Source organism: Nocardia sp. NPDC059691 (assembly GCF_042733915.1).
Taxonomy (GTDB): Bacteria; Actinomycetota; Actinomycetes; order Mycobacteriales; family Mycobacteriaceae; genus Nocardia; species Nocardia sichangensis.
Genome location: NZ_JBHWFB010000020.1, coordinates 51,854 through 64,830 on the forward strand (window position 1 = coordinate 51,854; position 12,977 = coordinate 64,830).

General features: G+C 67.4%; 12 protein-coding genes, 1 tRNA gene and 1 pseudogene. 5 read left to right on the plus strand and 9 right to left on the minus strand.

The features are described from left to right. Nucleotides 1-65: 65 nt before the first annotated feature. The 7 genes and pseudogenes from ACFV2O_RS33355 to ACFV2O_RS33385 all read right to left on the minus strand — a co-directional run bounded on the left by ACFV2O_RS33355 (nucleotide 66) and on the right by ACFV2O_RS33385 (nucleotide 8,244). Entirely contained in the window at nucleotides 66-1,742 is a 1,677-nt protein-coding gene (locus tag ACFV2O_RS33355; protein ID WP_356967823.1) for a DUF885 domain-containing protein, read from the minus strand. Nucleotides 1,743-1,841: 99 nt separating this feature from the next. Continuing rightward, a complete protein-coding gene (locus tag ACFV2O_RS33360) occupies nucleotides 1,842-2,537 on the minus strand; it encodes an ABC transporter ATP-binding protein (protein ID WP_245562527.1) in 696 nt (231 codons plus the stop codon). A 186-nt stretch (nucleotides 2,538-2,723) separates the two neighbouring features. Next, nucleotides 2,724-3,656 (minus strand): annotated as a pseudogene (locus ACFV2O_RS33365) (ABC transporter ATP-binding protein); the annotation flags it as partial. Further along, nucleotides 3,653-5,071: a branched-chain amino acid ABC transporter permease gene (locus tag ACFV2O_RS33370; protein ID WP_379255587.1), complete on the minus strand. Its 1,419-nt coding sequence runs from the start codon at nucleotides 5,069-5,071 to the stop codon at nucleotides 3,653-3,655. The pseudogene ACFV2O_RS33365 and the gene ACFV2O_RS33370, both read right to left, overlap by 4 nt. Beyond that, entirely contained in the window at nucleotides 5,068-6,105 is a 1,038-nt protein-coding gene (locus ACFV2O_RS33375) for a branched-chain amino acid ABC transporter permease (RefSeq protein ID WP_355078248.1), read from the minus strand. The genes ACFV2O_RS33370 and ACFV2O_RS33375 overlap by 4 nt, the downstream gene beginning before the upstream one ends. A 93-nt stretch (nucleotides 6,106-6,198) precedes the next feature. After that, nucleotides 6,199-7,440 carry a branched-chain amino acid ABC transporter substrate-binding protein gene (locus tag ACFV2O_RS33380; protein ID WP_379255589.1) on the minus strand — a complete coding sequence of 414 codons (1,242 nt, stop codon included), beginning with the start codon at nucleotides 7,438-7,440 and terminating at the stop codon, nucleotides 6,199-6,201. A 186-nt stretch (nucleotides 7,441-7,626) separates the two neighbouring features. Beyond that, nucleotides 7,627-8,244, minus strand: coding sequence for an ANTAR domain-containing response regulator (locus tag ACFV2O_RS33385; RefSeq protein ID WP_039797267.1), 618 nt, complete (start codon nucleotides 8,242-8,244; stop codon nucleotides 7,627-7,629). A 224-nt stretch (nucleotides 8,245-8,468) separates the two neighbouring features. On the opposite strand from ACFV2O_RS33385, the gene ACFV2O_RS33390 reads away from it, so the two are divergent. Continuing rightward, nucleotides 8,469-8,555, plus strand: a tRNA-Leu gene (locus ACFV2O_RS33390). 106 nt (nucleotides 8,556-8,661) lie between these two features. Here ACFV2O_RS33390 and ACFV2O_RS33395 read toward each other — a convergent pair. Continuing rightward, nucleotides 8,662-9,063 (minus strand): MerR family transcriptional regulator, encoded by a 402-nt coding sequence (locus ACFV2O_RS33395; protein ID WP_379255590.1) that lies wholly within the window; start codon nucleotides 9,061-9,063, stop codon nucleotides 8,662-8,664. A gap of 93 nt (nucleotides 9,064-9,156) precedes the next feature. Here ACFV2O_RS33395 and ACFV2O_RS33400 point away from each other — a divergent pair, with 93 nt between their 5' ends. The 4 genes from ACFV2O_RS33400 (at nucleotide 9,157) to ACFV2O_RS33415 (ending at nucleotide 12,124) form a co-directional block, all read left to right on the plus strand. Then, a complete protein-coding gene (locus ACFV2O_RS33400) occupies nucleotides 9,157-9,942 on the plus strand; it encodes an amidohydrolase family protein (protein ID WP_379255591.1) in 786 nt (261 codons plus the stop codon). Between the two features lie 224 nt (nucleotides 9,943-10,166). Next, a complete protein-coding gene (locus tag ACFV2O_RS33405) occupies nucleotides 10,167-10,679 on the plus strand; it encodes a monooxygenase family protein (RefSeq protein WP_364430433.1) in 513 nt (170 codons plus the stop codon). Nucleotides 10,680-10,924: 245 nt separating this feature from the next. Next, nucleotides 10,925-11,545 (plus strand): low molecular weight phosphatase family protein, encoded by a 621-nt coding sequence (locus ACFV2O_RS33410; protein WP_379255592.1) that lies wholly within the window; start codon nucleotides 10,925-10,927, stop codon nucleotides 11,543-11,545. Between the two features lie 153 nt (nucleotides 11,546-11,698). After that, a complete protein-coding gene (locus tag ACFV2O_RS33415) occupies nucleotides 11,699-12,124 on the plus strand; it encodes a hypothetical protein (RefSeq protein ID WP_379255594.1) in 426 nt (141 codons plus the stop codon). Between the two features lie 9 nt (nucleotides 12,125-12,133). Here ACFV2O_RS33415 and ACFV2O_RS33420 read toward each other — a convergent pair whose 3' ends face one another. Next, a complete protein-coding gene (locus ACFV2O_RS33420; RefSeq protein WP_355078346.1) occupies nucleotides 12,134-12,946 on the minus strand; it encodes an acyl-CoA thioesterase II in 813 nt (270 codons plus the stop codon). Nucleotides 12,947-12,977 lie beyond the last annotated feature (31 nt).

Sequence of the window (12,977 nt, forward strand, 5' to 3'; positions counted from 1 at the left end):
CAGCCGGAGCCGCCGGGACCGGATCCCGGTCCGCGGGGCGCGAGTACCGGTCGCGCCCCGCGCCGTCAGAGTGTGCCCGCCAGTTCCCGCAGCACCGGCAGACTCACCGATCCGGAGCCGAGCACCACGTCGTGGAAGGCCTTGATGTCGAAGTCCGCGCCGAGCCGCTCGGTGGCCGCCACCCGCTGGCGCAGGATTTCCAGCTGCCCGATCTTGTAGCCGACCGCCTGCCCCGGCATCGCGATGTAGCGGTCCACCTCCACGGTGATCTCGGCCAGCCCGACCGGCGCGTTGGCCACCATGAAGTCGATCGCCTGCTGCCTGCTCCAGCCTTTCGCGTGCAGGCCGGTGTCGACCACCAACCGGCAGGAGCGCCAGGAATCGCCCGCCAGCATGCCCAGGCGGCCGAGATCGTCCTCGTACAAACCCATCTCGTCGGCAAGCCGCTCGGTGTAGAGCGCCCAGCCCTCGACGAAGGCGGTGTTGGCGAAGGACTGGCGCTGGAAACGCGGCAGGTGGTCGAGTTCGTTGGCGATGGTGAGTTGCAGATGATGACCGGGGATCGCCTCGTGGTAGGCCACCGACGCGGTCTCGAAGCGCCCACGGCCGGTGGGATGGTGCTGGTTGACGAAGTACGTGCCCGGCCTGGACCCGTCGGCGGCCGGCGGGAAGTAATACGCCGCAGGCGAATCCGCGGCCAGGAACTCCGGCACCGGGACGATGTCGCAGGACTCCTTCGGCAGGCGCCCGAACCAGTTCCCCATTTCGGCGGTCGCCACGGCCAGGGCGCGGCGGGCGTCGAACATGATCTGCTCGGCGTCGTCGTAGCGCAGCGCGGGATCGTCGCGCAGCCGACCGAAGATCGCACCGAGATCGCCGGTGCCGAACAGGCGCGCGCCCACCGTCGCGTATTCCTCGCGCAGCTTCGCCAGCTCGGCGAGGCCGAGTTCGTGGATCTCGTCGGCGCCGAGATCGGGCAGCGTGGTGTGGTGGCGCAGCAGCCGCCGGTAGATGTCCTCGCCGTCGGCGCCGAGCCAGCACAGGCCCGGCTGGTCGTCGGGACGCGCGGCGGGCAGCAGTTCGTCGTACAGCGCGTCGCGGTAGACCTGGAACGCAGGCCGGATGACATCCCGCGTCACCTCGGTCAATTCCGAGCGCCATGCGGCCTCGCCGTCCCAGCCCTCCGGACCGGCGAAGGTGACGAACGGATCGGCGGCCACGTCGGAATCCAGGTAGCCGTCCAGCTGATTGAGCGAGCGCTCGATGGCGATCCGGGCGGGCGTGCGGCCCGCGGCCAGTCCCGCGCGGAACCGCTCCACGGCCTGGCCGAGCATGTCCCCGAACTGGCGGTAGCGGCGTACCAGCGCCAGCGCGTGCTCCGGCCGCGGCGCGTTCGTCTGCGGCGCCACCATCAGCACGCCCGCGTGCACGCCGTTCATCTGGTCGGAGGCCAGTTCCAGCGGCCGCCACTCCAGATGCTCGACCGCACCGTTCAATTCGGTGCGCAGCAAGCTGCGGGTGATGCGGTCGCCCTGGCTCAACCCCTCGGCGTCGAGCGCGTCGACCGCGCGCAGCAGATCTCGCCAGGTCGACAGCAACCGCTGTTCGGCGTCGACGGACAGATCCTCGATCCGATCGTCGAAGCGGCGGTCGCCGAGCAGGGTCGCCTCGCTCGGCGCCGCCTCGAGGACGCTGTCCCAGTACCGCTCGGCCAAGCTCATCAGCTCGTCGTGACCATCCATGGTCACGATCATGCCTCGAGCCAGGCCGCGCGGCACCGGAGTCTGCGGCGAGCCAGGCGAAGCCGCCCCAGCGAAGGCCGAGGTACGCCTAGCCCACGCCTAGCCCACGCCGAGATACGCCGATTTCACCGCGGGATCGGTGAGCAATTCCGCGCCGCGGCCGGTCTTGGTGACCTCACCGGTCTCCATGATGTAGGCGCGGTCGCTGCGGGCCAGCGCCTGCTGCGCGTTCTGCTCCACCAGCAGCACCGTGGTGCCCTGCTGGTTGATCTCGCCGATGATCCGGAAGATCTGCTGGATCACCATGGGCGCCAAGCCCATCGACGGTTCGTCGAGCAGCAGTAGCCGCGGCCGCGCCATCAGCGCGCGGGCGATGGCCAGCATCTGCTGCTCACCGCCGGAGAGCGTGCCGCCGACCTGCTTGCGCCGCTCCAGCAACCGGGGAAAGAGCTCGAACACCCACTCCAAGGTCCGGTCGTACTCGGCCTTCTGCTTGAAACCTCTTCCGTAGCAACCCATGTCGAGGTTCTCCTGCACCGTCATGCCGGGGAAGACGCCCCGGCCCTCCGGCGCTTGGATCAACCCGTGCAGCACCCGCTCGTGCGCCTTCATCTGGGTGATGTCGCGACCCTCGAACAGGATCCGGCCACGCGTCAACGGCAGCAGTCCCGACATCGCGCGCATCGTGGTCGTCTTGCCCGCGCCGTTGGCGCCGAGCAGGGTGACCAGCTCGCCCTCCGCGACGGTCAACGAGATCCCGTGCAGCGCTTGGATCCTGCCGTAGTTGACGACCATGCCCTCGACTTCGAGCAGCGGTGTGCCCGCTGCGGTCTCGCGTGCCGTCTCCGCCACCGGCTCGGTGGCCGCCGCCTTGGCGAGCGGCACCGCATCCGGCTCGGGCCCGGACGGCGCGACATCCCCGGACGCGCCGTCTTCGCCTGTGGCGGAGCTGGTTTCGACCGCTTCGGCGTCCGGCACGCCGAGATACGCGGCGATCACGGCGGGGTCGTCCTTGATGTCCCCGGGGAGCCCGTCGGCGATCTTGCGGCCGAACTCCAGCACCACGATCCGGTCGGTCACGCCCATCACCAGCCGCATGTCGTGCTCGATGAGCAGCACGGTGAACCCGTCGTCGCGGATCTTGCGGATCAGGTCCATGAGCGCGGACTTCTCGCTCGGATTGAACCCGGCCGCCGGCTCGTCCAGGCACAGCAGCTTCGGCTCGGTGGCCAGCGCGCGGGCGATCTCCAGGCGACGCTGGTCGCCGTAGGACAGGTTGCGCGCCTTCTCCACCGCGCGCGGAGCGATCCCGACGAACTCCAGCAGCGCCATCCCGCGCTCGATGGCGTCACGTTCCTCGCGCCGATGCCGCGGCGTCCGGAACACCGCGCCCGGCACCGAGGTCTTGTGCCGCGCGTCGGTGCCGACCACGACGTTCTCCAGCGCGGTCATCTCACCGAACAGGCGCACGTTCTGGAACGTGCGGGCGATGCCGAGGCGAGTGATCGCATTGCGCTTGGTCTTGGTCAGCGGTTTGCCGTCGAAGTACACCAGTCCGGAGGCGGGTTGGTAGACGCCGGTGATCGCGTTGAAGCACGTGGTCTTGCCCGCCCCGTTGGGTCCGATGAGACCGAGGATCTCGCCGCGGCGGATCTCGAAGCTCACCTGGTCCAGCGCGGTGAGCCCGCCGAACTGCACCGTGAGGCCCTCGGTCCGCAGCAGCGGCGCACCCACCGCGGTCTCGATCTCGCGGCGCGGGGCCACCACTTCCGCGACGGTCTCCGCGTCGGCGAGTTCCGGGATCACCTGGGTGACGTCGACCGTGCCCGCGGACTCGGCCTGTGGCTCGGCCGCGTAGCCCGCGGCCATGTCCTCGTTGTCGAACAGCGCGTCGCCCGCACCCGGCCCGGTCATCGGCCCGCTCCGATCGGCTCGACGGGGGCCGGTCTGCGCACGGCCTGGTACACCTGCCTGCCGTAGGTGAGCAGCTTCTGCCGCACCGGGAACAGACCCTGCGGACGCAGAATCATCATCACCACCAACGCGATGCCGAAGTACAGATATTTGAGGTCGCCCAGCGACTGCGCGCCGCCCTTGCGGAACAGCAGCACACTGCCGAGCAGCAGCAATGCCAGCACGCCGGTCACCACCATCGCGGTGATCACGCCGCGCCGCGGCCACACGCTCAGCCGGCCCGACCACAGCCGCCACGCGACGATCAGCGCGACGAACACCGCGACATCGATCGCCAGCAGGACGTACCCGGTCGACTCGTTGCTCACCAGGTTCACCGACTGCAACCTTGCGGGCAGATAGGCGATCACGAACGCGCCGAAGATCACCCCGAGCTTGTTGCCCTGCCCGCCGATGACCACCGCGCACAGGAACAGCATCGAGTTGATGATGTTGAACCCGGTGGGATTGATGAACTGCACCTGTCCGGCGTAGATCGCGCCGGACATGCCGCCCACCGCGGCGCCGATCATGAACGCCCACAGCTTGAACTTGAACGTCGGCACGCCCATGATCTCGGCCGCGTCCTCGTCCTCGCGGATGGCGACCCAAGCGCGGCCGACGCGGCTGCGCTCCAGGTTCCCGACCACCAGCAGCACGATCACCACCAGCACCATGCCGAGCCAGTACCAATAGGTGCCGTAGCCGGCGCGGTCGAGCAGGTCGGCGCTGTCCGGGTTGCCGCTGTTGCCGCCGGAGAACACGCCTTCCGGTCTGCTCGCGGACTCGCCGACGTGCGGATACGCGACACCCGACAGGCCGAGGCTGCCGTTGGTGATCTCGGTGAGGTTCTCCGCGAGCAACCGGACGATCTCACCGAAACCAAGCGTCACGATCGCCAGGTAGTCGCCGCGCAGGCGCAGCGTCGGCGAACCGAGGATCAGACCGGACACCGCGGTCACCGCGACCGCGATCGGCAGGCACGCCAGCCACGCCCATTTCGGATCGAGCCAGCCGCCGTCGGTCTGGTTCCACGGGCTGTTGGGGCTGGTGAGCAGGCCGACGGTGTAGGCGCCGACCGCGTAGAAGCCGACGTAGCCGAGATCGAGCAGGCCCGCCTGCCCGACCACGACATTGAGGCCGATGGCCAGCAGCGCGTACATCGCGACCTGCGCCATCACCAGGCCGAAATTGTAGGAAGGGGTGTTCAGCAGCGGCGGCGGGAACAGCGGGAGCAAGGCGAGCAGGAGCAGGATCGGGACGCCGACGCCCCACTGCGCGGGCCTGCTCAAGCCGTCCCACCAGGTCCGGATCGCGTCCCCGAGGCCGCGGCGCCCGGGGTCCGGCGTGGACGCCGTCGTAGTCGTGTCGGTCATGCGCGCGCCCTTCCGAGACTCTCGCCGAGGATGCCCGTCGGGCGAACCATCAGCACCAGAACGAGCACCACGAACGCGACCACGTCACGCCACTCGGTGCCGAACAGCATCTGGCCGTACTGCTCCACCACGCCGAGCACCAGACCGCCCAGCAGCGCGCCGCGCAGATTGCCGATGCCGCCGAGCACCGCGGCGCTGAACGCCTTGATACCGAGGATGAATCCACCGGAGTAGATGATCCCGTTCGGGATCTTCAGCGTGTACAGCATCGCCGCCGCGCCCGCGAGCACACCGCCGATGAGGAAGGTCAGCATGATGACCCGCTCCCGCGAAACGCCCATCAACGTCGCGGTGTCGGGATCCTGCGCCACGGCGCGGATACCGCGCCCGAACTTGGTCCGGTTGATCAGGACTTCGGTGACGATCGCCAGCGCCACGGCCGCGATCACGATGAGCAGCATGATGTTGGTGACATCCGCGCCGCCGAAACTGAACTGCACGGTGGGCTCGACGAGCCGGATGGCCTGCTGCGCGTTGGTGCCGCCGAGATCGGGGCGGATCTTCGGCAGCACGAAATGCACCAGTTCCTGCAGGACGAACGACATGCCGATCGCGGTGATCAGGAAGGCCAGCGGTTTGGCGCCGCGCTTGCGCAGCGGACGATAGGCCACCCGTTCCAATCCGACGGCCGCGCCGCCGGATACGAGCATGCCCACCACCATCGCCAAGCCCAGGTACACGACCGTGAGCGCCACGCCCTGGGTGTAGGCGTCGGGGCCTGCCGTGAATCCGAAGATCATCAATCCGATCAACTGGCCGAACAACCCGAGCATGAAAATTTCCGAATGGGCGAAATTGATCAGCCGCAATACGCCGTACACCAAGGTGTAGCCCACGGCGACCAAGGCATAGATGGCGCCATAGGTCACGCCGTCGACGGTCAGCCGCCAGAAATTATCGATCAGCCCCTCGTAGTTGAAGTCGACCGAGCCGGCCGCGAGTTGTACCCCGGCGGCCAATGCCGTTTGTTTCATTTATTTCTGCCCTCATCCATTCGCCCACCGAACAACGGCACGTACGGGGATTCGCCCGAATCCCCGTACGTGCCGTGCGCCCGGGATCCGGGGCTACTTGACCTCGTACACCCAGATCAGCGCGTTCGACAGTTCACCGTTCGGGTTCCACTTGTACTGACGCGCGAGGCCGGCACCGTCGTACGTCCGCACATAGTCGAGCAGGTCCGGGCGGGTGACCTTCCCGCCGTCGATGCCCTTGGCCAGGATCGTGGTGAGGTCGTAGGCCTCGACCGAGTAGACGCCCGGCGCCTGACCGTTGAGCGCCTCGTAGTCCTTGGCGAACTTCTCCGGGGCGGGACCGCACGGGCACGACAGCTTCGCACCCTTGGCCGCGCTGCCCGCCTGGGCGACGAACTGCGGGTCGTTGGTGCCGTCGGCGGAGACGAAGACCGCCTTCACGCCACCGGACTTCAACTGCTGGGCCAGCGGCGCGGCCTCGGAGTAGTAGCCGGAGTAGAAGATGGCGTCCGGATTCGCCGCCGCCACCTTGGTGACCGTCGCGGAGAAGTCCTTGTCGCCCTTCTTGATGCTGGCCGCGCACGCCGGGTCGGCGGCGGCGCCGAGGCCTTCGGTGATGGACTTCGCCAGGCCGGTGCCGTAGTCGGTGTTGTCCTGGATGACGCAGACCTTCTTGTAGCCGGCACTGTTGACCAGGTACTTCGCCACCGAGGGACCCTGCACGTCGTCGTTGGCCAGACCGCGGAAGAAGGTGGTCCAGCCGTTCTGGGTCAGCGTCGCGTTGGTCGCCGAGGAGGTGACCGACACCAGGCCCGCGTCGCTGAGGATCTTGCCGGTCGCCTTCGTCTCACCGGAGAAGGCGGGACCGACCAGGCCGATGATCGAGCGGTCGTTGACGATCTGCGGGATCACCTGGGTGGCCTTCTGCGGGTCGCCCTCGGTGTCGAACTGCTTGAGCTCGATCTTGCAGCCGGGGTTGGCCTTGTTGTGCTTGTCCAGGGCCAGCTTGACGCCGTTGACGATGTTGATGCCGAGCGCGGCGTCGGGGCCGGTCAGCGCGCCCGCCATCGCGATGGCCGTGCCCGGCGCGCAGGTCGCTTTGCCGTCGCCCGCGGGATCGGCCGCTGTTGCCGCGTCGGCCTTCGGCACTTCCTTGCCTTGCTGGTCGACCTGCAGAACCGGCTGGATGGAGAGGCCGCCCGCCCCGCTGGTACCCGAGGAATCCGAACCGCTGCTGGTGGATTTGTCGCTACAACCCGTCAGCACCAGCGCGGCGGCGGCGCCGACGGCCAGAACAGCTCGCGTCGAGCGACTGCGCCATGTCGAACTAAGCACGTTTCACCTCATCTAAGTTCTGTGCTCCCCCGGGATCGCCGAGGAGGCCGACTCACTTCAGCCCGGTCAGAACATAGCGTCGGTACGTTAGTTCCGCATCACATTCGGATCATGCGCGCGACATCGTTTCGAATTCTTGTTCACGACTACGTTTCGTTCGCGTAAATTTTCCCGCGAACGGCGCCGTCACTTCGGTGTCAGGTTCTCCAGCACTACCTCGGCGACCGCCTTCATCGTCGTGCGGCGGTCCATTGCGGTGCGCTGAATCCACTTGAACGCCTGCGGCTCCGAAAGGCCCTGCGTCTGCATCAGCACACCCTTGGCACGCTCCACCAGTTTGCGCGTCTCGAGTCGCTCGGCGAGATTCGCGACCTCGCTCTCCAGCGCGGTGATCTCGTGGAAGCGACTGGCGGCCAATTCGATGGCGGGCACCAGATCCGATTTCGTGAACGGCTTCACCAGGTAGGCCATCGCACCCGCGTCACGGGCCCGCTCCACCAGATCGCGCTGGCTGAACGCGGTCAGGATGACCACCGGGGCAACGCGTTTCGACGCGATCTCCGCCGCCGCGTCGATCCCGTCACGGCGCGGCATCTTCACGTCCATGATGACCAGATCGGGCCGGTGCTCGACGGCGAGGTCCACCGCCTGCTGGCCGTCACCCGCCTCGCCGACCACCTGATAGCCCTCTTCGGTCAGCATCTCGACCAGATCCATGCGAATGAGCGCCTCGTCCTCGGCGACGACGACCCGCTTCGCCCCGGCGTCCTTCTTGGTGCCGGCGCCCCCAGCTGCTGTGCTCATAGGTAGACCCCTCTGGTTCCGATGCCCTGTACCCGACCCAACCAAAGGAAAGCCGCGCTCGCACGGGGCGAGCTCCGGCCATCCTTCGGGCTGTCGAGTGATGTAAAGAGTACCTTTCACTTCGGCATAGAACGCATATACCCTGCGCAAACCGCGCCTCCGCGCCGTTCGGGCCAACCCATTTCCGTCCACGCCACCCGACCCGCTATAGTTCCACCCGGTGCGCCGAGTTGGCGGAACTGGCAGACGCGACGGTCTCAAAAACCGTTGTCCGAAAGGACGTGTGGGTTCGAGTCCCACACTCGGCACCAAGGTGGAACGCAATCTCCGCGATTGCCGCTCCCTGATCCCGTCACGCGGCCCCCGCCGAGCGCAAGCGCGGTGCCACACCACGTGATGCCACGGCCACGCCTCCGCCTAAACGTCCGGCACCGTCGGCTGCCGCAGCTTCGGTCGTGGTTGCCGTGCTTCGGCGTCTTCGGCGGTTCTGATCACCTCGCGAAGGGTTTCCCGGGCCTGCGCCAGGTCGGTCGCACGGTGATCGAGCCGGACCAGCTGAGTGCGTAGCTTGTCCAGCACGCCGGGGCAAGGACGCAGAGAGCCCTCGTCCAGAGCGCAGGGCAGCACTTGTCGAACCAAGCGCGTCGACAGGCCCGCGGCCAGTAAGGCCCGGATCTGTCGGACGGTCTGTTCCGCGGTGCGGTCGTAGTCGCGGTAGCCGTTGGCCTGCCGCTGCGGTGTGAGCAAGCCGGCGTGTTCGTAGTAGCGCAGCTGACGTTCGCTGGCGCCGGTGCGTTCGGCCAATTCTCCGATCAACATGCGACGTCACTCCCGATCTCTTGACCTTGCACTGCGTCAACCTTCAACACTGCACCCGCGGCCCTATTCCTCGAACGCCACGGGAGGCATCCCTTGATCATCGACGCGCACAGCCATGTTCACGACCCGGTGCGGACTCATATCGAACTCATGGACGAAGCGGGAGTAGACCGGGCGGTGCTGTTCGCCACACGTCCACATCCGGAACGGGCGACCGATCTCGTGTCGCTCCGAAACGAGATGAGCGCTTTGACCGCCGCCCTCGACGGGCGTGGGAAAGACGCCGACAGCTACCGCCTGGCGTGGCAGGAACTCGACGCGGCGCTCGCGGCATATCCCGATCGTTTCATCGGCTTCGGCACGGTGCGGCTCGATCTGCCCGCGTCGGAGATCGCCGAGTACGTGTGCCACGAGGTGGTCGGCCGAGGCCTGCGCGGCATCGGCGAACTGACACCACAGCCCGACAACGCGGCGCGGATCGAACCGGTCCTGCGAGCCGCCGCCGACCACGGGGGCCTTCCGGTGGTGGTCCATGGATTCGCCCCGACCACGGCCCGGGACTTGAGAACTCTGGCGGACCTCGCACGTCGGCATTCGACCGTGCCACTGATCATCAGCCAGATGGGCGGGCTCAACTGGCTGTCGGCCATCGAATTGGTCCGTGAAATTCCGAACATGTACCTCGAACTGTCCACCGCCAACGTCATATTCGCTGTTCGGCTCGCGATCGACGAGATTCCCGACCGCACTCTGTTCGGCTCGGACGCTCCCTACGGCGACCCCTTCCTGGCCCGCGCCACGGTGGAACGCGTCACCGCTTCGGGCGAAGTGCGGGAAAGTGTCCTCGGGGGAACCATCGCCCGGCTACTGGAACTCTGACGCCGACCGGTCACTGCGATGGCTACCGCCGACACCCGCCGAAGCCGTGATCGATACGCCCCGGCCACTGTCGCAGCCAACCGTGTACCAGCGGATGGCGATGGGTACTCGACGGCCGGGGCGATATCGCGGATGGCGAGCATGCGTCCTCATCGAACCGATCCGAGTGCCGAATCGTTGTCCCTGTAGCGGCATTCGACATCCGGGGCCAGCGGAGGTATGCAATGCGAGTGAACAGGACCACCGTGGATCTGTCGGAGTATCCGGATCTGGTGGTCATCTATATCGGCATGCGGGTGCGGCGGCCTCGGGGGATGCTACGGCTGCTCGGGCTGGGGCCGAAACTCTATCGCTCGCACAAGGATCGTCCGGACGGGTTGCTGCTGCACGAAGATCTCGTGTGGGCGCTGTTCCCGCCGCATTGGGGCGCACGGCAGTACTGGCGTGATCTCGAGAGCCTCGAAGCCTGGACCCGGACGGCGCCACATCGGGACTGGTGGCGGGAGTTCCTGCGCGACTCCGGCGGTACCGGCTTCTGGCACGAGGCGTACTTCGCTCGTGGCGGCATCGATGCCATGTACGACGACATGGACCCCGCGACAGGACTCGCGCGGTTCGCGCCCGTGGTCGCTTCGCGCGGTCAGCGCTTCTCCACTCGCGGTCGAGTCCAGGGCAGACCGGCCGGGGTCGAGCCCGTGGTGAGCGAAAACGTTTACTACGGCAGCGAATCCGAGTAGCCTGCGCGCGCTGTCATATCACGAAGCAATCACAATGCAGCGTTTGAATGCCTGCGCGCCGGGGTACAGCAAGAAGGAGAATCGAACAGCACCACTCCTCGGAGTGACGTACGTCGCAGGCCAGAGGCCGGAAGCGGCGTACTTCGTGTACGGCGCGCTACGAGCAGATGAATATGTTGTTCCCACATGTGGGACTAACGACTCATGACCTTCTGATAGCCTCTGCGCCGTTTATCGTTATCGGTATGCACGTCTTGTTCGTCTGCAACGGCAACGTTTGCCGTTCGGTGATCGCCGAGCGGCTCACGCGCGCCCTCGCGGTCGAACACGATCTCCCCTACCTCACCGCCGAAAGCGCGGGAACCCGTGCGCTGGTGGGATTTCCCGTCGAGCCACTGGCCGCGCAGACCATCACCGGGCTCGGCGCCGACGCGAGCAACTTCCGGGCACGTCGCCTGAAGCCGGAGCTGGTCGACAAGGCCGACCTGGTGCTCACGATGACCGAGCAGATCCGCGACCAGGTGGTCGACCTGGCCTTCGGCGCCGGAGCGCGCACCTTCACGCTGCTGGAGGCCCATCGCATCGCGCACGTCACCGGCGCGCGCACGGTCGCCGAATTGCACCGGGCCCGCAACGATCTGTCGCTGGTCGGCCGGGAGAACATCGCCGACCCGGTCGGGCTGTCCCCCCAGGCGTTCTGCGAGGTCGGCGACCGCATCGCCGAGGCGATGGTGCCGCTGCTGCTCGCGCTCGCCCCGCACGAGCAGCCGCGCTGGCCGCACGACGAGCGCCGTGGACTGGTGATCCGCCCCGGCGGCGCACCGGCGCCGCTGGCGACATTCCTCGCCGCCCAACGCACCCGGTGACCGCGGGCGAAAACCGCACGCGACAGCGCACGCAGCCGTCGCGTATCGAACCTGTTATCAACGGGCTGTGTTCATTTCCGCGTCGGACGCACTAAACTCCCGCCGGACAACACTCTCCGCCGTTGCTGGTTCGACACAGGACAGGAATCAGACATGCCGAAACGCATTTCGGATGTTTCGCTCCATGTTTATGTGACACCGGAAACTCTCGAACGCGTCGTCGACACCGTGCGCGAGGTGGTCGACGACCATCTCACCGACCGGGACGTGTTCGCCTGGCGCTTCACCCTGCCGGTCGACGCCGACGACCCGGCCCACGCGGCTCTCGAGAGCCGCTGCCCCGCGGATCCGCCCGGCGACCGCTCGGACCGTCGCGGCACCTACGAGATCGCGCTCAGTCTGGTCGGCGCACCCGACCAGCTGACCGACGACCATATGGCCGCACTGGAACGCCAACTGCTGCAGCGCATCTCAGGGCTGGCGCGAACCGAGCCGGGATCGGATATCCCGGTCTCGATCCGCGCGTCGCAACGCACCGACGTCGATCTCGACATCGATCGCGATCTCGAACTGCTGTAACTCCGGACCTCAGCGCCGCGAGGGGAAGTGGCGGATGAGTCCCTCTTGCACCGTGGTGGCCAGCAGATCGCCGCTGCGGGAGTAGAAGCGGCCGGTCGCCAGGCCACGGGAGCCCGCGGCCACCGGCGATTCGGTGCAGTACAGCGCCCACTCGTCGAAACGGAACGGGCGGTGGAACCAGATCGAGTGGTTGACCGTGGCCGCGACGATGCGGTCCAGACCCCACGACAGCCCGTGGGTGGTGATGATCGAGTCCAGCACCGTGGTGTCGGACGAGTAGCCCAGCGTCGCCACATGGATCAGCGGATCGTCGGGCAGCCTGCCGTCCGCGCGCATCCACACCCGGTTGTGGTTGAGCCGCTCCCCCGTGCCCTTCAGGATCCACGCCGGATCGTTGGTGTAGCGCATGTCGATCGGATGCGGCGCCTTGACGAACATCTCCAGCTTGTCCTCCAAGCCTTCGAAGCTCTCCTCGACCCGCGGCAGCGTCTCCGGGTCCGGCACCTCCGGCTGGGCATGCGCGTGCTCGAGTCCCCTGCCCCAGTCCTGGAACGCGGCGAGCATGACGAACAGCTCCTGGCCGTCCTGGCTGGCGGTGACCGTGCGGTTGGCGAACGCCCGGCCGTCGCGATGACGGTCCACCCGGTACTCGATCGGCTTCTTCACATCGCCGCCGCGCACGAAGTGCGCGTTGACCGCGTGCACCGGCCGGTCGCCGACCGTGCGGCCCGCGGCGATGATCGCCTGCGAGACGAGCTGACCGCCGAAGGTACGGCTCCACACCTTCTCCGGGTGCTGGCCGACGAACACGTCCTCGTCCATCTGCTCGAGATCGAGCAGGGCAAGCAGCACA